The organism is Bacillus sp. FSL R5-0593 (assembly GCF_038603755.1).
GTDB classification, from domain to species: domain Bacteria; phylum Bacillota; class Bacilli; order Bacillales; family Bacillaceae; genus Bacillus; species Bacillus velezensis.
In genome coordinates this window covers 3137940-3162299 of record NZ_CP152011.1, presented here as the reverse complement: position 1 = coordinate 3162299, position 24360 = coordinate 3137940, and the positions used below count along the sequence as shown (strand labels likewise).

At 46.8% G+C, this 24360-nt stretch carries 27 protein-coding genes and 1 riboswitch; of the genes, 17 read left to right on the top strand and 10 right to left on the bottom strand.

Translation table 11 applies throughout. The features are described from left to right. Positions 1–44 precede the first annotated feature (44 nt). The 3 genes from menB (at position 45) to menC (ending at position 3526) form a co-directional block, all read left to right on the top strand. Positions 45–863, top strand: a complete 819-nt coding sequence (gene menB / locus NYE36_RS15610) for a 1,4-dihydroxy-2-naphthoyl-CoA synthase (protein ID WP_015418063.1) — start codon at positions 45–47, stop codon at positions 861–863. 87 nt (positions 864–950) lie between these two features. Next, positions 951–2414 carry an o-succinylbenzoate--CoA ligase gene (locus tag NYE36_RS15605; RefSeq protein ID WP_015418062.1) on the top strand — a complete coding sequence of 488 codons (1464 nt, stop codon included), beginning with the start codon at positions 951–953 and terminating at the stop codon, positions 2412–2414. Next, entirely contained in the window at positions 2411–3526 is a 1116-nt protein-coding gene (gene menC / locus NYE36_RS15600) for an o-succinylbenzoate synthase (protein WP_007408844.1), read from the top strand. The genes NYE36_RS15605 and menC overlap by 4 nt, the downstream gene beginning before the upstream one ends. A 381-nt stretch (positions 3527–3907) precedes the next feature. On the opposite strand, the gene NYE36_RS15595 is transcribed toward menC, so the two are convergent. The 3 genes from NYE36_RS15595 to NYE36_RS15585 are packed head-to-tail and all read right to left on the bottom strand — an operon-like array spanning position 3908 to position 6518. Beyond that, the gene (locus NYE36_RS15595; RefSeq protein WP_007408842.1) at positions 3908–4066 is read right to left on the bottom strand and encodes a DUF1540 domain-containing protein; all 159 of its coding nucleotides are present in this window, start codon (positions 4064–4066) and stop codon (positions 3908–3910) included. A gap of 57 nt (positions 4067–4123) precedes the next feature. Next, positions 4124–5164: a cytochrome d ubiquinol oxidase subunit II gene (locus NYE36_RS15590; protein ID WP_033574245.1), complete on the bottom strand. Its 1041-nt coding sequence runs from the start codon at positions 5162–5164 to the stop codon at positions 4124–4126. A gap of 22 nt (positions 5165–5186) precedes the next feature. Continuing rightward, positions 5187–6518, bottom strand: coding sequence for a cytochrome ubiquinol oxidase subunit I (locus NYE36_RS15585; protein ID WP_015418060.1), 1332 nt, complete (start codon positions 6516–6518; stop codon positions 5187–5189). 197 nt (positions 6519–6715) lie between these two features. Here NYE36_RS15585 and NYE36_RS15580 point away from each other — a divergent pair, with 197 nt between their 5' ends. Beyond that, the gene (locus NYE36_RS15580; protein ID WP_007408839.1) at positions 6716–6964 is read left to right on the top strand and encodes a type B 50S ribosomal protein L31; all 249 of its coding nucleotides are present in this window, start codon (positions 6716–6718) and stop codon (positions 6962–6964) included. Between the two features lie 118 nt (positions 6965–7082). Further along, a complete protein-coding gene (locus NYE36_RS15575) occupies positions 7083–7652 on the top strand; it encodes a carbonic anhydrase (RefSeq protein WP_003152233.1) in 570 nt (189 codons plus the stop codon). Here NYE36_RS15575 and yidD read toward each other — a convergent pair. Then, positions 7649–7876: a membrane protein insertion efficiency factor YidD gene (gene yidD, locus NYE36_RS15570; protein WP_003152235.1), complete on the bottom strand. Its 228-nt coding sequence runs from the start codon at positions 7874–7876 to the stop codon at positions 7649–7651. The genes NYE36_RS15575 and yidD overlap by 4 nt on opposite strands. A gap of 125 nt (positions 7877–8001) precedes the next feature. Between yidD and NYE36_RS15565 the strand changes: the two genes are divergently transcribed. Beyond that, complete coding sequence (locus NYE36_RS15565) at positions 8002–8475, top strand: S-ribosylhomocysteine lyase (RefSeq protein ID WP_003152237.1); 474 nt, start codon at positions 8002–8004, stop codon at positions 8473–8475. 114 nt (positions 8476–8589) lie between these two features. Then, positions 8590–9033 (top strand): FixH family protein, encoded by a 444-nt coding sequence (locus tag NYE36_RS15560; RefSeq protein ID WP_015418059.1) that lies wholly within the window; start codon positions 8590–8592, stop codon positions 9031–9033. On the opposite strand, the gene ytzI is transcribed toward NYE36_RS15560, so the two are convergent. After that, the gene (gene ytzI, locus NYE36_RS15555; protein WP_007408836.1) at positions 9030–9179 is read right to left on the bottom strand and encodes a YtzI protein; all 150 of its coding nucleotides are present in this window, start codon (positions 9177–9179) and stop codon (positions 9030–9032) included. The genes NYE36_RS15560 and ytzI overlap by 4 nt on opposite strands. A 124-nt stretch (positions 9180–9303) precedes the next feature. Here ytzI and NYE36_RS15550 point away from each other — a divergent pair, with 124 nt between their 5' ends. The 3 genes from NYE36_RS15550 (at position 9304) to ytkD (ending at position 10909) form a co-directional block, all read left to right on the top strand. Continuing rightward, positions 9304–9741, top strand: a complete 438-nt coding sequence (locus tag NYE36_RS15550; RefSeq protein WP_007408835.1) for a Dps family protein — start codon at positions 9304–9306, stop codon at positions 9739–9741. Between the two features lie 151 nt (positions 9742–9892). Further along, positions 9893–10297 (top strand): holin family protein, encoded by a 405-nt coding sequence (locus NYE36_RS15545; RefSeq protein WP_007408834.1) that lies wholly within the window; start codon positions 9893–9895, stop codon positions 10295–10297. A gap of 132 nt (positions 10298–10429) precedes the next feature. Then, complete coding sequence (gene ytkD / locus NYE36_RS15540) at positions 10430–10909, top strand: RNA deprotection pyrophosphohydrolase (RefSeq protein ID WP_003152244.1); 480 nt, start codon at positions 10430–10432, stop codon at positions 10907–10909. Positions 10910–10943: 34 nt separating this feature from the next. Here ytkD and NYE36_RS15535 read toward each other — a convergent pair whose 3' ends face one another. Genes NYE36_RS15535 through NYE36_RS15525 form a run of 3 tightly spaced genes read right to left on the bottom strand, consistent with a single transcriptional unit; the run spans position 10944 to position 13529 of the window. Further along, complete coding sequence (locus NYE36_RS15535) at positions 10944–11756, bottom strand: ABC transporter permease (RefSeq protein ID WP_265451420.1); 813 nt, start codon at positions 11754–11756, stop codon at positions 10944–10946. Further along, complete coding sequence (locus NYE36_RS15530; RefSeq protein WP_003152246.1) at positions 11731–12513, bottom strand: ABC transporter ATP-binding protein; 783 nt, start codon at positions 12511–12513, stop codon at positions 11731–11733. The genes NYE36_RS15535 and NYE36_RS15530 overlap by 26 nt, the downstream gene beginning before the upstream one ends. A gap of 11 nt (positions 12514–12524) precedes the next feature. Then, positions 12525–13529: an ABC transporter substrate-binding protein gene (locus NYE36_RS15525; protein ID WP_265451421.1), complete on the bottom strand. Its 1005-nt coding sequence runs from the start codon at positions 13527–13529 to the stop codon at positions 12525–12527. Positions 13530–13667: 138 nt separating this feature from the next. Between NYE36_RS15525 and NYE36_RS15520 the strand changes: the two genes are divergently transcribed. After that, positions 13668–14441, top strand: coding sequence for a prolyl oligopeptidase family serine peptidase (locus tag NYE36_RS15520; RefSeq protein ID WP_032871657.1), 774 nt, complete (start codon positions 13668–13670; stop codon positions 14439–14441). Between the two features lie 57 nt (positions 14442–14498). Next, positions 14499–14741 (top strand): DUF2584 domain-containing protein, encoded by a 243-nt coding sequence (locus NYE36_RS15515; protein WP_003152249.1) that lies wholly within the window; start codon positions 14499–14501, stop codon positions 14739–14741. Between the two features lie 42 nt (positions 14742–14783). Here NYE36_RS15515 and pckA read toward each other — a convergent pair whose 3' ends face one another. After that, complete coding sequence (pckA, locus tag NYE36_RS15510; RefSeq protein ID WP_265451422.1) at positions 14784–16367, bottom strand: phosphoenolpyruvate carboxykinase (ATP); 1584 nt, start codon at positions 16365–16367, stop codon at positions 14784–14786. Between the two features lie 197 nt (positions 16368–16564). Beyond that, positions 16565–16704: riboswitch (SAM riboswitch) on the top strand. Positions 16705–16873: 169 nt separating this feature from the next. Here pckA and metK point away from each other — a divergent pair. From metK to alaP, 3 genes are all read left to right on the top strand, one after another. Then, positions 16874–18076: a methionine adenosyltransferase gene (gene metK / locus NYE36_RS15505; protein ID WP_003152253.1), complete on the top strand. Its 1203-nt coding sequence runs from the start codon at positions 16874–16876 to the stop codon at positions 18074–18076. Positions 18077–18219: 143 nt separating this feature from the next. Then, a complete protein-coding gene (gene asnB / locus NYE36_RS15500) occupies positions 18220–20118 on the top strand; it encodes an asparagine synthase (glutamine-hydrolyzing) (protein WP_003152255.1) in 1899 nt (632 codons plus the stop codon). A 204-nt stretch (positions 20119–20322) separates the two neighbouring features. Next, on the top strand, positions 20323–21726 hold the full coding sequence (alaP, locus tag NYE36_RS15495; protein ID WP_007408827.1) for an alanine permease AlaP: 1404 nt from the start codon (positions 20323–20325) through the stop codon (positions 21724–21726). Between the two features lie 176 nt (positions 21727–21902). Here alaP and NYE36_RS15490 read toward each other — a convergent pair whose 3' ends face one another. Then, positions 21903–22418 (bottom strand): gamma carbonic anhydrase family protein, encoded by a 516-nt coding sequence (locus NYE36_RS15490; protein ID WP_025285156.1) that lies wholly within the window; start codon positions 22416–22418, stop codon positions 21903–21905. Between the two features lie 46 nt (positions 22419–22464). On the opposite strand from NYE36_RS15490, the gene NYE36_RS15485 reads away from it, so the two are divergent. Together NYE36_RS15485 and NYE36_RS15480 are read left to right on the top strand one after the other, a co-directional pair. Next, positions 22465–23244 (top strand): alpha/beta hydrolase, encoded by a 780-nt coding sequence (locus NYE36_RS15485; RefSeq protein WP_052827754.1) that lies wholly within the window; start codon positions 22465–22467, stop codon positions 23242–23244. A 20-nt stretch (positions 23245–23264) separates the two neighbouring features. Then, positions 23265–24344: a tetraprenyl-beta-curcumene synthase family protein gene (locus NYE36_RS15480; RefSeq protein ID WP_025285155.1), complete on the top strand. Its 1080-nt coding sequence runs from the start codon at positions 23265–23267 to the stop codon at positions 24342–24344. Positions 24345–24360 lie beyond the last annotated feature (16 nt).

The window sequence follows — 24360 nt, the reverse complement described above, 5'->3', positions numbered from 1 at the left end:
AGCTTTTCGGCCGGACTCAGGCAAAAATGAAGGAGGTCATATCAATGGCTGCAGAATGGAAAAGTGAACGTCAGTACGATGAAATCCTGTACGAGACGTATAACGGTATTGCAAAAATAACAATTAACCGCCCGGAGGTACATAACGCATTTACTCCTAAGACGGTATCAGAAATGATTGACGCGTTTGCTCGTGCGCGTGATGACTCCAATATTGGTGTCATCGTTCTTGCGGGAGCGGGAGATAAAGCATTCTGTTCAGGCGGAGACCAAAAAGTCCGTGGTCACGGCGGATATGTCGGAGACGATCAGATCCCGCGTCTGAATGTGCTTGATCTTCAGCGTTTGATCCGTGTTATTCCTAAACCGGTCGTAGCGATGGTATCAGGCTATGCCATCGGCGGAGGCCATGTGCTTCATGTCGTCTGTGATTTAACGATTGCGGCCGATAACGCGATTTTCGGCCAAACCGGACCGAAAGTGGGAAGCTTTGATGCAGGTTACGGCTCAGGTTACCTGGCGCGTATCGTCGGACATAAGAAAGCCCGTGAAATCTGGTACTTGTGCCGTCAATACAACGCGCAGGAAGCGCTCGACATGGGGCTTGTCAATACAGTTGTCCCATTAGAGAAACTTGAAGAGGAAACAATTAAATGGTGTGAAGAAATGCTTGAGAAAAGCCCTACAGCCCTTCGTTTCCTTAAAGCGGCATTTAACGCTGATACAGACGGCCTCGCCGGAATTCAGCAATTTGCAGGAGATGCAACGCTTCTTTATTACACGACTGACGAAGCGAAAGAAGGCCGCGATTCCTTTAAAGAGAAACGCAGTCCCGATTTCGGTCAATTCCCTCGTTTTCCGTGATCAGATGACACTACGAAACAGCTTGAGCCGCTCTGGTCCAAGCTGTTTTCTTTTCAAAAACAGTACTTTTACCTCGGAGATGATAACATGCTGACAGAACAGCCGAATTGGCTCATTCAAAGGGCTCAGCTGACACCAGAGAGAATCGCTCTCATATTTGAAAACAAACAGATGACATTCAGAGAATTATATCATGCTTCTAAACAAATGGCCGCGCGGCTGTCCAAATACTGCTCGCTTAAAAAAGGAGACCGGGCCGCGATTTTGCTTTCTAACAGACCGGAAATGGTTTATGCCGTTCACGCCTGTTTCTTATTAGGGGCGGAAGCTGTGCTGTTGAATACGAAGCTCTCAAAACAGGAACGGATGTTTCAGCTCAAAGATTCACAGGCTAAGCTTTTATTGACGGAGGACGGTTTTTGCCGTGAAGAATATGAATCTGCGGTCGCCGCTGCGGACGTGGACGAGCTGCAGGCTGAAGCCGCGGGAGACATTGAACCTGAAGCTTATGTAACGCTTGATGATACGGCGACTCTTATGTATACGTCAGGAACAACGGGAAGGCCGAAGGGGGTGCAGCAGACTTTCGGTAATCATTATTCCAGCGCTGTATCGTCTGCGCTGAATCTGGGGGTCACGGAGCGGGACCGCTGGCTTATTGCGCTGCCGCTGTTTCATATCAGCGGTCTGTCTGCGCTGTTTAAGTCGGTCATTTACGGCATGCCTGTCGTGCTTCATCAAAAATTTTCTGTCACTGATGTGCTGGACAGCATCAGCTCCCATCAGGTCACGATCATTTCAGCGGTGCAGACCATGCTTTCGGGCCTGCTTGCGGAAACTGAACAATGTCCTGAATCACTGCGCTGCATTCTGCTTGGCGGGGGTCCGGCACCACTGCCGCTCCTTGAAGAATGCCGCAGGAAACAATTTCCGGTATTTCAATCTTACGGCTTGACTGAAACCTGCTCACAGATTGTCACGCTTTCTCCGGAATTCAGTATGGACAAGCTCGGCTCGGCCGGTAAACCGCTGTTTTCATGCGAAATTAGAATTGAAAAAGACGGAAGCCCTTGTGCGCCGTTTGAACACGGTGAAATTACGGTGAAAGGCCCGAATGTAATGAAAGGGTATTATCATCGTGACGACGCGAACCAGGCCGCTTTTCATAATGGATGGTTTAAAACGGGCGATCTTGGCTATTTGGATGATGAAGGGTTTTTATACGTGCTGGACAGGCGGTCGGACCTCATTATTTCAGGCGGAGAGAACATCTACCCGGCAGAAGTGGAAGCGGCGCTGCTTGCCCATCCGGCTGTAGCGGAGGCCGGTGTTTCGGGAGCCGAAGATCCGAAGTGGGGGAAAGTGCCGCATGCTTTTCTCGTGCTGACTTCTTCTGTCAGTTCTGAGGAGCTGACCGCTTTTTGCCGTGAGCGGCTTGCAAAATATAAAATACCGGCTGCTTTTTTCAAGGTTGACGGGCTCCCGCGGAACGCGTCCAATAAACTGATGAGGCATCGGCTGAATGAGCTTCGTAAAGGAGAATTGTCATGATTAAGATTGAAAAAATCACCCTTTATCATGTAAGTATGAGGCTGAAAAAACCGTTTAAAACAAGTATTGAAACGCTGCAGGATCGTAAATTTTTGATCGTGGAAGCGATCGATGAAACCGGGAGAACCGGCTGGGGGGAGGTATCGGCGTTTTCTTCTCCGTGGTATACAGAAGAAACGATTCAGACATGTGCGCATATGCTGAGAGATTTTTTCATCCCAAATGTCGTAGGCCGCGAGTTTTTCCATCCGTCAGAAGTTCCTGACAGTCTCGCGCGTTTCAAAGGAAACCGCATGGCAAAAGCGGGGCTTGAATCAGCCGTGTGGGATCTATATGCCAAGAAAAAGGGGATATCTCTCGCAGAAGCCTTAGGGGGCAAAAGAGATAAAGTGCCCGCCGGCGTGGCGGTGGGTCTGGCTTCGGCTGATGAGATGCTTCGGGAAATTGAGCAATACGTAAAAGAAGGTTATCAACGTATAAAAATAAAAATTCAGCCCGGCCATGACGTTGATCTGGTCAGATCCATCCGCAGCCGTTTTCCGAACGTACCGCTGATGGCGGATGCCAACTCGGCATATGAACTGAAAGACATCAGCAGGCTGAAAGAGTTGGATGAATTCCAGCTCATGATGATAGAACAGCCGCTTCAGGCAGATGATATTGTCGATCACCGCCACCTGCAGAAACACTTGAGAACCGCGGTATGCCTTGATGAAAGCATATGCTCATATGATGACGCGAGGCGGGCGATTGAGCTTGGGAGCTGTAAAATCATTAACATAAAACCGGCGCGTGTAGGAGGCCTGACAGAGGCTTTAAAAATACATGACTTATGCAGAGAGCATCACATGCCGGTTTGGTGCGGCGGAATGTTTGAAACCGGCATTTCGAGAGCGCAGACAGTCGCGCTTGCTTCGCTGCCGCAATTTACGATACCGGGTGATATTTCCTCATCAGACCGATACTGGGAGGAGGATATTGTCACTCCCGACATACGTATCGAAGAGGGATTCATCTCTGTTCCGGACGGTCCCGGACTGGGTGTTGAAGTCAATCAGGAAATAATGAGAAAATACGTCACGCAAATGGACGTTTTTACGACAAACAATTGATAAAAAGACATTTCAGCGAGTTGAGCTGCCTGTATGCTGCTGTTATATTGAAATTGTTCATTATCACCCCTTCCCCCGTTTGAACCGGCTGTATCAGCCGGTTTTTTTAATAGGCGGATGCGATGATTTTTTTATTCTTCAAACAGTGTCGGCTTTACATCGCAGGTGTTGCTTTCTGGCTGGGGCAAACATGTACATCTTGATAAAAAATTCTGTGCTTGTCATGAATGCGATACTGATCGTACCGTCTGCCGCCTATACTGACAAACTGCCTTTCTTCCATGCTTTTCATCAGCGCGATTTTCCCCGGCTCAGGTGCTGATTTCAAAAAGGCTTGCGGCGCGGAAATGAAAAAGAGCTGTATAAAACAGCTCTTTTCTTTTATAAATCATGCGGTTTAAAGGTTTTGCAATCCGTTTCTTCACTTTTTTCAGCGGTTTCGCCTGTATGGCTGACCACATAAATCGCGTCGGCCGTGCATTTGTTTCCTCTGCCCCAATATGAACAGTTATTGACTTCACACAGAATTTTTTGGTCCATGCTGGCTCCCCTCCAAGATAAAAGGTACGCCATTAGTATGAGCCGCCCTGATTTTTGTTATTCCTCCTGGCGGATATAACGTCTGTCTTTCATAAAGAGCTTCCAGAAGAAATAAAACCCGGGAAACAAAATGATGAAAGCGACGATATACGTCATAAACAGCGCCCTGAAGGTGGCCGGCTCCGTAAATCCTGACATGACCGTAATATCCGGATAAATCATATAAGGAAGATGCGCCCGTCCGTATGCATAGCTTGCCAGAAAGTATTGAAGCGCAATGGCGATCATGGCGATTCTCGGTTTGCCGAGGTTGCGGCCGAAGCGTTTATTCGGCAAAAACAGGGCCGCGCCGGCAATGAAAAACATGATAACAGACAGGATAAGCCATGTCTTGTCTTTCATCATCCCCGTATACAGCCAGCCGGCTTCGTTGCGTAATGTCAGCATAATGAAGAAGGCAAATAGAAGCGAAAGCGGCCCTGTTAGTAAAGAACTCCGTCTGTAGATGCGGTACGCATGCTCCTCTTCCGCAACATTTGAAAAATCGGCCAGAAGCAGTGAAGATAAAAATAAAGTGCTTAAAATGGCAAAGCCGATAAACGCATACGCATTAAGGCTTGTAAAGACATTTGCCAAATTCAGTTGATACACTCCGCCCGTCTTCTCAATAAATCCTCCGTGTGTGACCGGAAGGACCAAAATCAGCACAGCGGGAATAATGAAGCCCGAAATTCCGGAGATATATCTCATGATTTTTCTTTCCTTCGCCGTATTGGAGAAGACGAGAAAGCCGCTGCGGATGGCTAAAAGCAGCAAAATAATACTCCCCGGGATCAATAAAACGGTTCCCAGCACGAAGGTTGCCCCTGGAAAGAAGCTGAATAGGGCGACAACGATTGCGACGATAAAGACGTTGGTCACTTCCCATGTCGGGGACAAATAACGGTTGGCGATGTTTGTCGCCTTTGTTTGTTCTTTATTTAAATAAATCATCGACCAAAAGCCGGCTCCGAAGTCCATCGTTGCCATGACCGCGTAGATAAACACGAAGCCCCATACGATTGATATCGCAATGAGAGCATCCATGGTAATGTCCATTTTAATTCAGCCCTTTCTATAGTTAGGATTCCGCCGCTTTTACATCCTCCTCAACGGGATGTTTGCGGAAATAATAAAGCAGCACATAAATGACTGCGGCTGCCAAAATGGCGTAAACGACCGTAAACAGGATGAACAGCAAACCGATTGAACCGGTTGTCGTGACGACATCAGACGTTTTCAAGAGATGGTAAATCACCCATGGCTGCCGCCCCGTACAAGCGAATATCCACCCGAATTCAATTCCGATCAGACTGAGCGGTCCTGCGGTTAAAAATAAAATCAAAAGCCAAGTCGGAAAGCTGTCTTTCTTTAAAATTTTTCTCCACACGATGCCGATGATTGAGTACAAAATGAGCAGCATTCCAATGCCGACCATTCCGTTAAACAGTGTATGGATGAATAAAGGCGGCCACTCGTCTTTCGGAAACGCGTTCAATCCTTTGACGACGGTATCAAAGCTGTTTGCAGCCAAAAAGCTTAAAGCCCATGGCACTTCTATCGCCCATTTTACTTTTTCTTCTTTTGCATCAGTAAAACCCCCGATCGCAAGCGGAGCGTGTGATCTAGTTTCAAAGAGCCCTTCTGCGCCCGCAAGCTTCTCAGGCTGGTATTCGTAAAGAAGCTGGGCTGACTCGTGACCGTTTAAAGAGGCAAGAATGGAAAAGATTCCGCCGATCGTTAAGGCGAGCAGCAGCGCTTTTCGGTGAAAGCGGTATACCTGCTCCTGTTTTCTCGTTCTCAGCATTTTATAAGCCGCAACTGACGCAACGATAAATGCCCCGGTCATGAAAGCCGTCAGAACGACATGGCCCGCGGTGGTGAAAAAGCTTGGATTAAAAAACGCTGCCCAAGGTTCGACGTCAGTGATTTTGCCGTTTAAAATTTTAAAGCCGGCCGGCGTTCCTTCAAATGCGTGAACATTTGTGATTAAGACGGCGGATGCCGCGGCGCCGATCAAAACGAAAATTACGGCAATGATGCGCATCGCCGGAGTCAGCCGGTCAGCGGCGTAGACATAAATGGACATAAACAGCGCTTCGATAAAGAATGCATAAATTTCAATCTGAAACGGGAGGGACATCACCCTGCCGATGACTTCCATAAATCCGGGCCACAAAAGGGCAAGCTGTGTACCCGCGATCGTTCCGGTCGGTATCGCCACGCCGAGCAGAACAGCCTGCGCCTTCGTCCACCTTTTCGCCATAATGGCATAATGCGGATCTTTTGTTTTTTGATAAATCAATTCAGCCATTAAAATCATCAGAGGCAAGCCGACACCAAGCGTCGCAAAAATAATATGAAAGCCCATGGTTGTCCCGAACAGGCTTCTGGCTAATACTAAATCATCCACGATCATAAACCGCCTTTCTAAATTACCGTTTTATGTAATGTGGTTATATTATTTGCTGAAGCGATTAGATTATTCTTCCGATTCCATATATGTGCAGGGTTTAGAAATCAAGGGATCAGGGCATATATGATTGACAAGCGGTTATTTAAGGTTTAAAATAAAACGTAATAATTACGATTTGAGAAAGGGAGATCAGCATGAAAAAAGATATTCATCCGGATAACCATCAAGTGATTTTTCAAGATGTGAACAGCGGCTATCGCTTTTTAAGCCATTCTACGAAAACGTCAGCGGAAACGGCAGAGTGGGAAGACGGAAAAACATACCCGCTGATTAAAGTAGAAGTCAGCTCAGATACGCATCCGTTTTATACAGGCCGCCAAAAGTTCAACGAAAAAGGCGGGAGAGTCGAACAGTTCAACAAAAAATACAATATGGGAAAATAAGACAAGCCCAATGGGGTTTGTCTTATTTATTGAGCACTTTGTCATCTCGTGCGGGGAGTGACGAAATGACCCGTCTTATGTTATATTGTGAATAAAAAAGCAGAAAGGAAACACCAAGATGAGTCTTCTAAACGATATCATGCAATTTAATGAGCAGTTCACTAAAAACAAAGATTATGAAAAATACCAAACATCTAAATTCCCGGATAAAAAAATGGCGATTTTGTCCTGTATGGACACACGTCTTGTAGAATTGCTTCCGCATGCGATGAATATGCGAAACGGCGATGTGAAAATTATTAAAAGTGCCGGCGCGCTTGTCGCCCACCCGTTCGGAAGTATCATGCGCAGCCTTTTAGTGGCCGTATACGAATTAAACGCCGATGAAGTCTGCGTTATCGGCCACCATGATTGCGGCATGAGCAAAATCAACAGCGAGGATATGCTCGATAAAATTATCGACCGCGGTATTCCGAAAGAGCGGATTGACATGCTGAAGCACTCAGGAGTTGATCTTGATCAATGGCTGAAAAGCTTTGATTCAGTAGAAGCGAGTGTTACAGACAGCGTAAACGTCATTAAACACCATCCGCTATTCCCTGACAATGTGCCGGTGCACGGTCTGGTGATTGATCCTGAAACCGGTAAACTTGATCTGGTGATCGACGGCTACCAGCATATGGACTAATGTTTTTGTTTTTTGTCCGGTACGGGATCAACACCGCCCGGATGAAAAGGGTGGCACTTTAAAATCCGCTTCAGTGTCAGCCATCCGCCTTTTAATGCGCCGTGAGTCTTGACGGCTTCGATTCCGTACTGCGAACACGTCGGATAAAAGCGGCATGACGGCGGCGTCAGCGGAGAGATGAACTTCTGGTATCCGCGAATTAAAGCAATCATTATGGTTTTCATCAAAAAAACCACCTTTCTGATGCTAGTATAGAAAAAAAATTTCAGATTGAAAAGCTTCCGCCACAATTCTTATCGGAAAACTGTGTTATAATGGATGCATATTCTGAAAAAAAGGGAGTGCCATTATGCCTTCAGTAGAAAGTTTTGAGCTTGACCATAATGCGGTTGTGGCTCCGTATGTAAGACATTGCGGAGTGCATAAAGTCGGAACAGACGGCGTCGTGAATAAGTTTGACATTCGCTTCTGCCAGCCGAACAAACAGGCGATGAAGCCGGATACGATTCATACGCTTGAGCACTTGCTTGCGTTTACGATTCGCACACATTCTGAGAAATACGATCACTTCGACATCATAGATATCTCACCGATGGGCTGCCAGACAGGCTATTATCTTGTTGTCAGCGGCGAGCCGACAGCGGAAGAAATTGTAGACCTGCTTGACGCTACGCTAAAAGAAGCCATCGATATTACGGAGATTCCGGCGGCCAACGAAAAACAGTGCGGCCAGGCGAAACTTCATGATTTAGAAGGCGCGAAACGCCTGATGCGTTTCTGGCTGTCACAAGATAAAGAAGATTTGCTGAAAGTGTTCGGATAAAAAACAGGCCTTTTTGCTGACATGCAAAAAGGCTTTTTTACATATTTCTAAAAAATGTCACACCTTATGTGTAAGCGTTTGCTAAAATAGAAGCAAACATGAAGGAGTGATGGGATGAAACGGGCTGTATTGGCAGGTATGTGCGGTATGGTATTTCTATTATCTTCCTGCGGGGGCAATTCGGACAAAACCTCCGCGGATGAAGAGCCTAAAGCGCTTGAGGTCAAGCTTACAGGACCGGAAACGGCAGCACCGCATGAAAAAGCGGAATACAAGGCGGAGGTTTTTTACGGCGGCAAGCGTGTCACGGATGCGGATGAAGTCATGTTTGAAGTATGGAAAGAAGGAAAAAAAGGCAGCAGCAAAACAAGCAAGGCCAAGGAGGAAAAAGGGGCGTATCACCTGCGGACTGAATTTGATGAAGAGGGTGTGTATACCGTTCAATCCCACGTAACGGCAAAACAGCAGCATAATATGCCGACTGTAAAAGTGCGTGTCGGGAATGCTGAAGCTGCCGATGATTCCTCCGGCCATGAGGAACAGACGCATCATCATTAAGGATTTTTTTTATCCGTCAAGCCTTTTGATGCGTCCTCCGGCGGGTCAATCGTATGTTTTACATTATAAGCTCTTACAGTCGACCAGATGGATAAAAGCAGCACGGCGAGCACGATAAGAAAGCCGAAGCTCAGAAGAAGCAGCATGAAATCCCTCCTTTTTAACAAATCATAACATATTTTCCATCCGTAAAATCAAGGGCTAAAAATTTATGTTTTAACACACGATATATAGGGTATATCAATAGTAAACCAAAGGAGGAAGATAGGCATGTCAGAAAAACTATTGGATGCAGTCAATAAGCAAGTTGCAAACTGGACGGTCATGTACGTGAAATTACATAACTATCATTGGTACGTCAAAGGGAAGGACTTTTTCACATTGCATGAAAAGTTCGAGGAGCTGTATAACGAAACGGCTACATATATTGATGATCTGGCAGAACGTCTGCTGGCATTAAACGGCAAGCCGATCGGCACAATGACGGAATCATTGAAGACAGCGTCTGTAAAAGAAGCGGAAGGCAATGAGAGCGCAGAACAAATGGTACAGAACATTTATGATGATTTCACTGTCATTGCGGAAGAGCTGAAAAGCGGCATGGATCTCGCAGATGAGGTAGGAGACGAAACGACCGGTGATATGCTGCTTGCCATTCACCAGAATATCGAAAAACATAACTGGATGCTGAAAGCGTATTTGGGATAATCAACAAGGGAAGACCGGGGCTATAAAGCACTCGGTCTTTTATTTGGCTGCCGAAGAGAGGTGTTGTCCATTTTTCTGAAAAATCCAGTCCGTTCCATTCACTTTTCATAGAATAATGTAAGGCCGTTTCTGTGAAAGGATGTTGGATCAAGTGGGCAAAGACTTTGGCATCTTTTCGTTTTTTGCAGTGATCGTGTCGGCAGCGGGGTTTTTCTTCGGAGGTTTTCAGTATTCGTTTCTGATTTTGCTATCGGTCATGGCGATTGAGTTTATCAGTACAAGCTTAAAAGAATCTCTTTTGCAGCAGCTGAGCGCAAGAAAGCTTTTTGCGCGGCTGGTCAAAAAAATCGTGACCCTGGCATTAGTCTCAGTTTGCCATTTTTTTGACCAGCTGCTTCATACCGAAGGCGCCATCCGTAATTTGGCTATCATGTTTTATATCTTATACGAATCGGTTCAGATCGTGATTACGGCAAGCTCGCTGGGCATACCGGTTCCGCAGGTGCTCGTCGACCTATTGGATACCCTGAAAAATAAATTCAAGCGCAAACCGTAACATTTGCTTCAAAGGAGGCTATACTAGCGGGTATGATGGTTTTCCTCTGAATTTTTGATAAAGGGCTTCCGAACAAACGCAACTGTGGTATGATGTATGGAAGATATGAAGGAACGGATTAGAGGGATAAACATGTACGAGTTTAAAGACTATTATCAGAACACTGTTCAGCTCTCCTTTGAACACCAGCCTTTTTCAGACAGCCCGAAGCACGTGTGGGTCATATGCCGATATGGAGATAAGTGGCTTTTGACTGAGCACGAAGACCGGGGGTTTGAATTTCCAGGCGGAAAAGTGGAGCCGATGGAATGTGCGGAGGAAGCGGCCCTGCGCGAGGTGAAAGAAGAAACCGGCGCCGCGGTAAGACATCTGAAGTACGTCGGACAGTATAAAGTTCTCGGCAGGGAAAAGGTAATCGTGAAAAATATTTATTTTGCCGATATTGAAAAGCTTGAAAAACAGGCTGATTATTTTGAAACAAAGGGGCCGGTGCTGTTCAGCGAACTGCCGGAGAATCTCCCCCGAAATAAAAAATTCAGTTTCATTATGAAAGATTCGGTGCTTCCGATCAGTCTGAAAAAGCTGAAAGAGGACGGCGTATTTCAATCATAAAAACGAAGACCCGGCGTTTACGCACGGGTCTTTTTTAAATTTTTCCTTTCGTCCATTTTCTTTCTAACAGTTCGACTCCCTGATACATCAATGTCGCAAAAATCGCGATGATCAGAAGGCTTAAGAATACAAGAGTGAAATTGAAGACCTGAAATCCGTAAATGATCATGTAGCCCAGACCTTTTTCGGAAACGAGAAACTCGCCGACGATGACACCGACCCAGGATAAACCGACGTTCACTTTAAGCGCGGAAATAATCGCGGGGGCGCATGCCGGCAGAATGACTTCTTTAAACATGATGCTTCTTTTCGCTCCGAAGGTTTTCATCACTTTTATATAGTTTTCATCCACTTCCTGAAAAGCCGTAAAGACGACGATTGTCGTGATAATGACACTGATGACTGCTCCCATGGCGACAATGCTTGTGAAATTCGGTCCGAGTGCCACGATGAGAATCGGTCCGAGTGCGACCTTCGGCATCGCGTTTAAAATGACGAGGTACGGGTCTAAAACCCGGGCGAGCCTGTTTGACCACCATAACAGAGCGGCGAGGCATGTGCCGAGGAGCGTGCCGAGCAAAAAGCCGAGAACGGTTTCTCCTAAGGTTACGCCGATGTGCGCCGCAAGGGATCCGTCCGCAATCTTTTCAACTAAAAGCCTGCAAACGGCGGAGGGTGAGCTGAAGATTAACGGATCGATCCAGCCCGCCCTGCTCGATATTTCCCAGCCGGCAAAAAATACGATGAAAATGGCGGCCTGATACGCACGGATCCGGAGCCTTTCTTTTTGGTGTCTTTTCTTAAACTGCTGATGAAGCTGTTCAATCGTGCCGCTGCTGTTTTTCAAGGGAATTCAGCTCCTTCCATATGGTTTGAAACAGCGGCTGAAAGGCCGGATCCTGACGCGCGTCAAACGGATCTAAAGCCGCGAGCTCCTTAGGCACGGTGAATATTTGGTGGATGGTGCCCGGCTGATTCGAAAATAAATAGATCGTATCGCTCATGGCGATGGCTTCACCGATATCGTGGGTGACGAGCACGGCGGTTTTTTGAAAATCCTTTAATGTTCTGAATACAAGATTTTCCAAGGAAAGCTTCGTTTGAAAGTCCAGCGCGGAAAACGGTTCATCAAGGAGCAGCAGTCCCGGGTCCGGCGCAAGAGTTCTGGCAAGTGCCGCCCGCTGCCGCATCCCGCCTGAGAGCTCTTTCGGGTATTTCTTTTCAACGCCGATTAATCCGAGCTTAGGCAGAAGGCTGAGAACTTCAGCTCTTTTTTCTTCTGTTAATGTTTTTGAAATGTGTAAACCGAGCAGCACGTTTTCCTCAATTGATTTCCAAGGAAATAAATAATCCTGCTGAAGCATATAACCGATTTGGTGTTCTTTATGGTTCGGCACGCTTCCTTCAATCAGCACCCGGCCTTGCGCAGGGGTGATAAGGCCGGCCAGAATGGACAGGAGTGTTGTTTTTCCGCATCCGCTCGGCCCGAGAAAGGAGATGAAATCCCCTTTTTCAATCTGAAAATGTATATCTTTCACGGCGGTTGTCTTTTCTTTCAGCGAGAAATAAGTATGTGTTACATGATCCACATGTAAAAAAGACATTCATGTTCCTCCTATTGTTCTGAGGTGACTTTTTTGGCGATTTTTGTGTTGACGAGTTTGCTGTACGGAATGTGTTTCGGAAGCTCTCCGGCCTCATCCATAATAGATTGAAGCTGTTCCCATTCATCCTTTTGCAGAACTGGGTCTGAAGAGAATGACTTTTGTTTTTTATATCGCTCTATTGATGTTTCGATAATGGCCGGATCGGTATCGGCAAATTCCTTCTGAATCGTTTTTGCGATGTCTTTGGCCGGATGGCTTTCCACCCATTGCTGGGCGCGATAGATGGCGCGGGTGAATTTTTCCGCCGTCTTTTCATTGGTTTTCAAATAACTTTCTTTTGCCATAAAGGTTGTGTATGGCATTTGGCCGGAAGCTTCTCCGAAGGATGCGACGATATGGCCGATGCCTTCTTTTTCAAATTGGGATGCCGTCGGTTCAAACAGCTGCACATAATCACCCGTTCCGGATGCGAATGCGTTGGGAATATTGGCGAAATCAATGTTTTGAACGAGGTTAATGTCTTTTTTCGGCTCTATGTGATTCTTTTTCAGGACGTACTCACCGGCCATTTGGGGCATGCCGCCTTTTCGCTGGCCGAGAAATGTTTTTCCTTTTAAATCGTTCCATTTGAATGATTTCTCAGCCTTCCGTGACACGAGAAATGTGCCGTCCGTCTGTGTCAGCTGCGCGAAGTTGATGACCGGATCTTTTGCTCCCTGCGCCTCCACGTAAATGGATGTTTCAGAACCGATCAGCGCGATGTCTGACCCGTTTGACAAAAGCGATGTCATTGTTTTGTCTCCGCCCCATGTTGTTTGAAGTGACACTTGGAGCCCTTCTTTTTTAAAGAAACCTTTTGCTTCAGCGACATACAGAGGCGTATAGAAGATGGAGTGTGTGACTTCCGCCACCTTTACCTTTGTCAGACTTTCTTCCTGTCTGCAAGCCGGAAGAATGAGCAGGAAAAAGGCGCATATGACAAAAACGCAGCCCGTTTTGAGCCATTTGTTCACGGTGTAACCTCCTTGTTTTAAGCGTTAAAATAACCTTTTCTGCTTTACATATCGTATGATGGGTATAAAAAATGTGTGAGTGCCCATATTCACGTTGGGAAAGAATAAAAAAACTGATGATATAAGGAGGCCATTGTTTTGCTGGCAGAAAAGAAAAGGTTCCCGTCTCCGAGTCCGCATATCCGCCTCTTTGAGGTATGCTATGAGTCAGAAGGACTGAAGGTAAAGGGGCTTCTTGCCGAGCCTGCGGCGCCGGGAACATATGACGGTTTTTTATATTTGCGCGGCGGCATAAAAAATGTCGGCATGGTACGCCCCGGAAGAATCGTTCAATTCGCTTCCCAAGGTTTTGTCGTGTTTGCGCCCTATTACAGAGGCAACCAGGGCGGCGAGGGAAATGAAGATTTTGCGGGAGAGGACAGAGAGGACGCGTTTTCCGCTTTCCGCCTGCTTCGGGAGCATCCGAACGTCAGAGAAGGGCGGGTGCATATTTTCGGTTTTTCCCGGGGCGGAATCATGGGGCTTTTGACCGCGATTGAAATGGGGCATCAAGCGGCTTCGCTCGTTTCATGGGGCGGTGTGAGCGATATGGTGCTTACTTATGAAGAGCGGAAGGATATGCGGCGGATGATGAAGCGGGTGATCGGAGGCACGCCGAAAAAGGTGCCGGATGAATACAGATGGCGTTCGCCGTTTGAAAACGCAGACCGTATTCAGGCCCCTGTGCTGCTCATCCATGGAGAGAATGATGAGAATGTTTCGATCGAACACGCCCGAATGATCGAGGACAAGCTGAAAGAGGCGGGGAAACCGGTGGAAACTTGGTATTACAGCGGTTTTACGCATTATTTTCCGCCGCAGGAAAACAGACGCATTGTCCGGCGGCTGGCGGAATGGATGAAGACACGGTAAGATGCCTGATTTATGATATGATAATAAAGAATAAGAGAATGAAAGGGGATTTTCATTTTGGGAATGCCTGTTGAATTTAATACCATGATTGTGACAAAAGGCAATGAAAAACGGATAGAGGAAAATATCTTTTTATTGGAGAAAGAGGGCTACCGCGTCTATCCTCTTGATATTCCGATGGACGTGCGCAAAACGAAAACCGGCGAGAAATCCGGCACCGGCGAGGTCCAAAAGCTCGAATGGGCGAACGGCCGGACAAGCATTACATACAGACTCACGTCGCTCCATTCGACAAACTGAAAAAACAAAAGCCAAGGGCATAAACGCCCTTGGCATTTTTGATTACACGAGAGGTCCGCCGGCTTTGGCAATCGAGTCCGCATGGGAAAACTTTTTAAAGTTTTCTTTAAACTCATTGGCCAAAAACAGCGCTTTTTCGTTGTATGCTTGTTTATCGCTCCATGTGTTTTCAGGCTGAAGAACTTCATCCGGAACGCCCGGAACATGAACGGGACTGCGCAGGCCGAAAATGCTGTCTGCCGTCATCTCAGTCTGGTTCAGTCTGCCTTCAATAGCGGCCTTGACCATCGCTCTTGTATACGAAAGTTTCATCCGTTCTCCGACTCCGTACCCTCCGCCGGTCCAGCCTGTGTTGACCAGGAAGACTTGAACGCCGTGTTCGTCGATTTTATGCCCGAGCATTTCGGCATATACATGCGCCGGAAGCGGAAGGAACGGTGAACCGAAGCACGTCGAGAAAGTCGTTTGCGGAGATGTCACGCCGCGCTCGGTTCCCGCGAGTTTACTGGTGTACCCGCTTAAGAAGTGATACATCGCCTGTTCCTTCGTCAGTTTGCTGATCGGAGGGAGCACACCGAATGCGTCCGCCGTTAAAAAGACGATCGCCTGCGGATGGCCGGCAATGCTCGGCTGCACGATATTGCCGATCATCTCAATCGGATATGCGGCTCTTGTGTTTTCCGTGTAGAAGGAATTGTCGTAATCCGCTTCACCCGTTTTTTCATCAAGCACGACATTCTCAAGAACAGACCCGAAGCGGATCGCACGAAAAATCTGCGGTTCTTTTTCCTCGCTCAGATTGATACATTTAGCGTAACATCCGCCTTCAATGTTGAAAACGCCGGAATCTGACCAGCCGTGCTCGTCATCGCCGATCAGTTTGCGGTCCGCATCGGCTGAAAGCGTCGTTTTCCCTGTGCCGGAAAGGCCGAAAAACAGGGCGACATCGCCTTTTTCACCGACATTGGCTGAGCAGTGCATCGGCAGTATATCCTGCTGCGGAAGCAGGAAGTTCATAATGGAGAATATTGATTTTTTCATTTCTCCGGCGTATTCGGTGCCGCCGATTAAAATGACGCGCTTTTCGAAAGAGACAATGATAAATGTTTCCGAATGCGTGCCGTCCGTCTCCGGATCTGCTTTAAAATGCGGAGCTGAGAGAATGGTGAAAGGCTGCGCTTGCCTGTCTCTTTCATCCGTCTCCGGTCTGATAAACAGCTGGCGCGCGAATAAATTGTGCCACGCAAATTCATTTACGACCGTAATCGGGAGTCTGTATTTTTCATCCGCTCCCGCGAATCCTTCAAACACAAACAGTTCATCCCGCTGTTTTAAGTAGCTGACGACTTTGGCGTACAGCTTTTCAAACGCCTCTTCAGAAATGGGCTGATTCACCGCGCCCCAATCAATTTGATTTTCTGTGCTTTGTTCACGGACGATAAATTTATCTTTAGGTGACCGGCCTGTATATGCGCCGGTGGTGGCGCGTACGGCGCCCATTGATGTCAGCGTTCCTTCATTTCGGCTGATCACTTTTTCGGTAAGTTTTGGAGCCGATAAATTATGATGCACATTCGGACTTGCAAGTAATGCTTGAAGATCTGCGGTTAAATCAACTAATTTCATAAAAACCTTCCTTTGCCGGTTTATTTGTATTTCGCTGAATGTGGAATTAGTATAACATATATCTGAAAATAGTCTATACTATTTGCGGTTTTTTGTTTGTGTTTTTCCATTGCTTCCCGAAATAAAGGCGCGTAATCGCTTTAATTCATATTGACACTTTCCGCCCTTTTACGATAAGATATTTCATTGAGCGGATACTCTTATCCCGAGCTGGCGGAGGGACAGGCCCGATGAAGCCCAGCAACCGGTTTCTCTGTAAAAAAGCAGGTGAAAACACTGTGGGGAACCAAGGTGCTAACCTGATGCAAGGTTTAATATTTTCCTTGAGCGATAAGAGTGAAAGGCACACAGACCAAACCCTTTCCTCGAGTGGAAAAGGTTTTTTTATTTCATAAAATATGCCAATTAACATTCTCTGATATAGTATGACATTGTATTAAGAGGGAGCGAGTTCCGTATCATATGAAAAGGTCTTGCAAAAGATCTTTTTTCAGGAGGAAAAGTGAATGAGTAAAAACCGTCGACTATTTACATCTGAATCTGTTACTGAGGGTCATCCGGACAAAATCTGTGACCAAATTTCTGACAGTATCTTAGATGAGATTTTAAAAAATGACCCGAACGCGCGCGTAGCCTGCGAAACATCTGTAACGACAGGACTTGTGCTGGTAAGCGGAGAGATTACTACATCAACATACGTTGACATTCCGAAAACAGTCCGTGAAACGATTAAAGAAATCGGCTACACACGCGCCAAATATGGATTTGATGCGGAGACTTGCGCTGTTTTAACATCAATTGATGAACAGTCTGCGGATATCGCAATGGGTGTCGATCAGGCTCTTGAAGCGCGTGAAGGCACAATGAGCGATGCTGAAATCGAAGCAATCGGAGCGGGAGACCAAGGCCTGATGTTCGGTTATGCGTGTAACGAAACGAAAGAGCTTATGCCGCTTCCGATCTCTTTAGCGCATAAATTAGCCCGCCGTTTGAGCGAAGTCCGCAAAGAAGACATTCTTCCGTACCTTCGCCCTGACGGCAAAACGCAAGTTACCGTTGAATATGATGAAAACAACAAGCCGGTCCGTATCGACGCGATCGTCATTTCAACTCAGCACCACCCGGAAATTACGCTTGAGCAGATTCAGCGCAATCTGAAAGAGCATGTCATTAATCCTGTCGTGCCTGAGGAACTGATCGATGAAGAAACAAAATACTTCATCAACCCTACGGGACGTTTCGTAATCGGCGGACCTCAAGGTGATGCGGGTCTGACCGGCCGTAAAATCATCGTTGACACATACGGCGGATATGCACGCCACGGCGGCGGCGCATTCTCCGGTAAGGATGCGACGAAGGTAGACCGTTCTGCGGCATACGCTGCGAGATACGTAGCGAAAAACATCGTGGCAGCAGGTCTTGCTGATTCTTGTGAAGTGCAGCTTGCATACGCAATCGGCGTGGCACAGCCTGTTTCTATTTCTATCAATACATTTGATACAGGAAAAGCTTCTGAAGAAAAACTGATCGAAGTCGTACGGAATAACTTCGACCTGAGACCTGCCGGCATTATTAAAATGCTTGATCTGCGCCGCCCGATCTATAAGCAGACAGCTGCTTACGGCCACTTCGGACGTCATGATGTGGATCTTCCTTGGGAGCGTACTGACAAGGCGGATGCGCTTCGCAAAGAAGCACTAGGAGAATAATTTTATAGCCGCTTACTTAAGCGGCTTTCCCTTTTTGTAGATGCTGCCATGCTTATTTTTTACATAGCGTGAAACCAATGGCGTAACAAAGCGTCTATAAAAAGGGGGTCCAATTAGAAAATTACACTTATGGAGGCTATACTATGTGTGGATTTGTCGGTGTTTTTAATAAGCATCCATTAACTCAAACCGCAGATCAAGAAGAGCTAATCAAACAAATGAACCAAATGATCGTTCACCGCGGTCCTGACAGCGATGGGTATTATCATGACGAGCACGTCGGATTCGGCTTCAGACGGCTCAGTATTATTGACGTAGAAAACGGCGGACAGCCTTTATCATATGAAGACGAAAAATATTGGATCATTTTTAACGGCGAAATCTATAACTACATTGAATTGAGAGAAGAGCTTGAAGCGAAAGGCTACACTTTCAATACAGATTCCGATACCGAAGTGCTCCTTGCGACATACCGTCATTATAAAGAAGAAGCTGCTTCAAAGCTTCGCGGAATGTTTGCGTTTTTAATCTGGAACAAAGCTGACCGCGTCATGTACGGCGCGAGAGACCCGTTCGGCATTAAACCGCTGTATTACACAACCATCGGGGACAAAGTATATTTTGCATCTGAAAGAAAAAGTTTAATGGCCGCTCAAAACGGCATTGATCTTGATACAGCTTCTTTACAGCAATATATGTCTTTCCAATTCGTTCCTGAACCGAGCACGCTTGACGCTGAAGTGAAAAAAGTCGAGCCGGGCAGCCAGTTTACGATCCGTCCGGAAGGCGACATCGCGTTTAAAACATATTTCAAAGCGAACTTCAAGCCTGTTCAGTCTGATGAAGATAAATTGGTGAAAGAAGTCAGAGACGCAATCTTTGACTCTGTCAAAGTCCACATGAGAAGTGACGTGCCTGTCGGTTCGTTTCTATCCGGCGGTATTGACTCTTCTTTTATCGTCTCAGTTGCGAAAGAATTTCACCCGAGCCTTAAAACATTTTCCGTCGGTTTTGAGCAGCAGGGCTTCAGTGAGGTTGACGTAGCGAAGGAAACGGCTGCCGCGCTCGGAATTGAAAACATCAGCAAAGTCATTTCTCCTGAGGAGTATATGAACGAGCTTCCGAAAATCGTCTGGCACTTTGATGACCCGCTTGCAGATCCGGCGGCGATTCCTTTGTACTTTGTCGCGAAAGAAGCGAAAAAACATGTAACGGTCGCGTTATCCGGGGAAGGCGCGGACGAGCTGTTCGGCGGGTACAATATTTACCGCGAACCGCTATCGCTTAAACCGTTTGAACGCATTCCGTCCGGTCTGAAAAAAATGCTTCTTCATGTGGCGTCCGTCATGCCTGAAGGAATGAGAGGGAAAAGCCTCTTAGTCCGCGGCTGCACACCGCTTGAGGAGCGTTATATCGGTAATGCGAAGATTTTTGAAGAGCCCGTGAAAAAACAGCTGCTCAAACATTACAATCCAGAGCTTTCATACCGTGATGTCACGAAGCCGTACTTTACGGAAAGCCGTTCATACAGCGACATTAATAAAATGCAGTATGTTGACATCCATACGTGGATGCGCGGCGACATCCTGTTAAAGGCTGACAAAATGACGATGGCCAACTCATTGGAACTGCGCGTGCCGTTCCTTGATAAAGTCGTGTTTGACGTGGCTTCTAAAATTCCGGATGAACTGAAAACGAAAAACGGCACGACGAAATACCTTCTGCGCAAAGCTGCTGAAGGGGTAGTGCCTGATCATGTGCTTAACCGCAAAAAACTCGGCTTCCCTGTGCCGATCCGCCACTGGCTGAAAAATGAAATGAACGAATGGGTTCGCAACATCATTCGTGAAAGTGAAACAGATGCTTATATTGAAAAAGATTATGTCCTTCAGCTTCTGGAAGATCATTGTGCCGACAGAGCGGACAACAGCCGCAAAATCTGGACCGTGCTGATCTTCATGATCTGGCACAGCATCAATGTTGAAAAAAGACTGGTGCCGGAAGAGCTGAATCATCAGCCGAAAGAAGTCATTTTTGTTTAATCCAAAAGGCTTTCGATGTTATCGAAAGCCTTTTTTCTATTGTTTTTTTGTAAACCGTCTATTCCGCTCTGTTTTCGACAAAGTATTACGCAATATTCAGAAAAAGGTTATAATAGGACTAATCGGGTAGATTCCGGAAAGTGTTTTCTGGCTATTTCGTCTCGGTTTGTTGTTTCTTTGTCAAAATCAGGGGGAGGGAGAGTTATGCAAAACAAAGAAAAAACGCTTCACCGCGGCTTGGAAGAGCGGCATATCTCGCTTATGTCGTTGGGCGCCGCGATAGGAGTCGGGCTGTTTCTCGGGTCGGCTTCTGCCATAAAGCTTGCCGGGCCGGGGATTTTAGCCGCTTACGCCTGCAGCGGGCTGATTATGTTTTTTATTATGCGGGCATTAGGGGAAATGGCGATTCAAAAGCCTGTAGCCGGCTCATTCAGCCGGTATGCCAGAGATTATCTCGGTCCGCTTGCCGGGTTTTTAACAGGCTGGAATTATTGGTTTTTATGGGTTGTTACCTGCATGGCGGAAATCACCGCGGTCGGCATTTATATGGGCTACTGGTTCCCTGACGTGCCGTCATGGATATGGGCGCTTTGTGCACTCGTCATTATGACGGCTGTCAACTTTCTGGCGGTCAAAGCGTACGGTGAGCTTGAATTCTGGTTTGCGCTCATTAAAGTCTTGGCGATTCTGTCAATGATCGCGATCGGTCTGGTGATGATCGTATTCGGTCTCGGAAACGGAGGCGTTGCGCTCGGAATCAGCAATTTATGGAGCCACGGCGGCTTTTTCCCGAATGGGATTAAAGGGGTGCTGCTGTCGCTTCAAATGGTCATGTTTGCCTATCTCGGGATTGAGCTGATCGGTGTCACAGCCGGTGAGGTCAAAAATCCGGAAAAATCACTGGCGCGGGCCATAGATACTGTTTTTTGGCGCATTCTCATTTTTTACGTCGGAGCTTTGTTTGTCATTATGTCAATTTATCCGTGGCAGGAAATCGGTTCAGGCGGAAGCCCGTTTGTTTTGACATTTGAAAAAATCGGAATACCCGCTGCAGCCGGAATCATTAATTTTGTCGTATTGACGGCGGCTCTTTCTTCCTGCAACAGCGGGATCTTCAGCACGGGGCGCATGCTGTTCAATCTGGCGGAACAAAATGAAGCGCCTAAAGCATACGGTACGGTCACAAAAGGCGGTGTGCCGGGAAAAGCGGTATTGGTTTCAGCGGGCGCGTTATGCATCGGCGTTCTGCTGAACTACGTGGTGCCGGCGAAAGTGTTTACGTGGGTGACGAGCATTGCGACGTTCGGAGCGATTTGGACATGGTCGATTATTTTGCTTTCCCAAATGAAATACCGGAAAAGCTTACAGCCGGAACAACGGAAAAAACTCAAATATAAAATGCCTTTATACCCCTTTTCCTCATATATCTCGCTGGCATTTCTCGCTTTTGTCGTTGTGCTGATGGCTTTTAATGCAGAGACCCGGGTGGCCGTCATCATCGGGCCTGTCTGGTTCGGCATATTATTAGCCGCCTATTACGGGAAAGGTTTCCATAAAAGAAAAGACATAGGTCTGGAAAACGGACAGACATTCGCCGAAAAAGCGTAAAAAAAGAGCCCGGGACATGGGCTCTTTTTTTCATAGGATCGGGCCGGCGGGGGAAGAATAAAACAAATTCCTGAACATTTTGCTTCTGTTTCCTGACAATCGGGAGAATGCAAATGGTTTTTACTTAAATAATATTTTGAAAAATGGTACAGTAGTAAAACAAAGCTGATCTATTTTTATTTCTCTTGCAGTGTTTTATAGTATCGGCCTTTTTCAACATATTCCGTTCTGATTCTTTCCATGTCCCGTATGTCTTCTTCTGTCAGCCGGCGGATAACCTTTGCGGGCCGGCCGAACGCAAGACAGCCGGGAGGAATGGTTTTGCCCGGAGGAACGAGACTTCCGGCGCCGATAAACGCGCCTTCTCCGATTTCCGCCCCGTCAAGAATGACGGAGCCCATACCGATTAAAGCATTCTTTTTGATGATTGCGCTGTGCAGTGTAACCTGATGGCCGATCGTGACGTCATCTTCAATAAGAAGCGGGCGGTTCGGACTTTGATGCAGACAGCTCAAGTCTTGTATGCTGACTCTTTTTCCGATCCTTGTCGGCGCAACATCCCCCCGGATGACGGCTGAGAACCAAATGCTTGATTGTTCTCCGATCACGACGTCGCCCGTAATGACGGCGTTATCCGCAATGAACGCTTCAGGATGTATGTCAGGCGTAAATTGTTTATAAGGGTAGATTATCATGTCTCATCCTTCTTTCTCTAAATTTATGTAAGAGGTGAACTGCATGTGGACTTGGAAAGCAGACAGGCCCGTCGGTACCATTGTCATTATCCACGGGGCAAGCGAATACCACGGACGTTATAAATGGCTCGTTGAAATGTGGAGATCTTCCGGATATAACGTGGTGATGGGCGATTTGCCCGGTCAGGGAACGTCGACCCGCGCCAGAGGGCATATTCGCTCTTTCCAAGAATACATTGATGAAGTAGATATATGGATTGATAAAGCGAGAACGCTTGAAGCGCCCGTTTTCCTTTTGGGCCACAGCATGGGCGGACTGATTTCGATAGAATGGTTTAAGCAGCAGAGAAATCCCCGCATTACGGCACTCATTTTATCATCACCTTGTCTGGGTCTGCAAATAAAAGTCAATAAAGTCCTTGATTTTGCGTCTAAAGGACTGAACGTCCTCGCTCCGTCCCTCAGAGTGGATTCCGGCTTATCACCTGATATGGCAACGAGGAATGCGGATATGATTGAAGCGGATCAAAACGATTCTTTATATGTCACGAAGGTATCCGTAAGATGGTACAGAGAGCTTTTAAAAACCATTGATGCCGCTATGGTGCCGACTGATGCGTTTTTAAAGGTGCCGCTTTTGCTTATGCAGGGCGGTGATGACAAAATCGTCGATAAAATGAAGGTCCGCAAATGGTTTTCCGGTGTGGCTTCCCATAATAAATCGTACCGGGAATGGGAAGGGCTTTATCATGAAATTTTTAATGAACCGGAAAGAGAAACTGTGTTTAAGGCGGCAAAAGCCTTTACAGATCAGTATATTTGAATTCGCTGGGGGTGCATATGTTGACAGTACCGGAACATCCTTTTAACCTTATGGCAAAAGTGTATCGGGAAATTTTTCCGCTCGTTCATCAGGAATTGAACATGTGGCGGGAAAAATCAGATTCCATTAAAAATACCGAACTGCGGCAGCAGGCGGCCGCAAGTATCCGCGATAAATCGTTTCATTGTGAAGGCGGCGGCATTTTAGCCCTGCTTTCGGGAGAGCAGAAACAGAAATGCGTGCAATTTATCATCGCGTATCAGACAATCAGTGATTATCTGGACAATCTGTGCGACCGCAGCACCTCGCTTGATCCCGAGGACTTCCGCATGCTTCATCTCTCCATGCGTGACGCGCTGACGGTCGGTGCCGAGGTGCGGCCGTACTATCAGTACAGAGACGAGCGGGATGACGGCGGTTATCTTCATGAGCTGGTCAGAACATGCCAGCGGGTGCTCGGGTCAATAGAACATTACGGTATCATTAAACCTTATTTGCTTGAGCTGTGTGATTATTATTGCGATCTTCAGGTTCATAAGCATGTCGTTGAGCATGAACGCGTTCCGAGGCTTAAAGGCTGGTTTGAGCAGTACCGGTCACAGCTTCCGGAAATGGAGTGGTTTGAGTTCTCGGCCTGCGCCGGATCGACGTTAGGTATTTTCTGTCTCGTTGCTTACTCATTCCAGCCTGATTTTAACGAACATACCGCTGAGAAAATCCGCAGCAGTTATTTTCCGTACATACAAGGGCTGCATATACTGCTTGATTATTTAATTGACCAGGAAGAGGATCTGCTTGAAGGCGATCTGAATTTCTGTACGTATTATCAGTCTCATGAAGAAATGATGCAGAGACTGCAGCATTTTATTGAAAAAGCGGATGAACATTTGCAAGGCATTCCGCATGAAAATTTTCATCGGCTGATCAACAGGGGGCTGCTCGGCGTCTATTTATCCGATGACAAAGTCGCCGGCCAAAAAGAAATGGGCCGCCTTGCGCGAAAGCTGATCAGGGCAAGCGGGAAAACGTCATTTTTCTTTTATATCAACGGAAGAGCCTACCGCAAATTTCAGAAGATGGCTTGGACGAAAAGTTCGTAATGGGTGAACTGCGCCT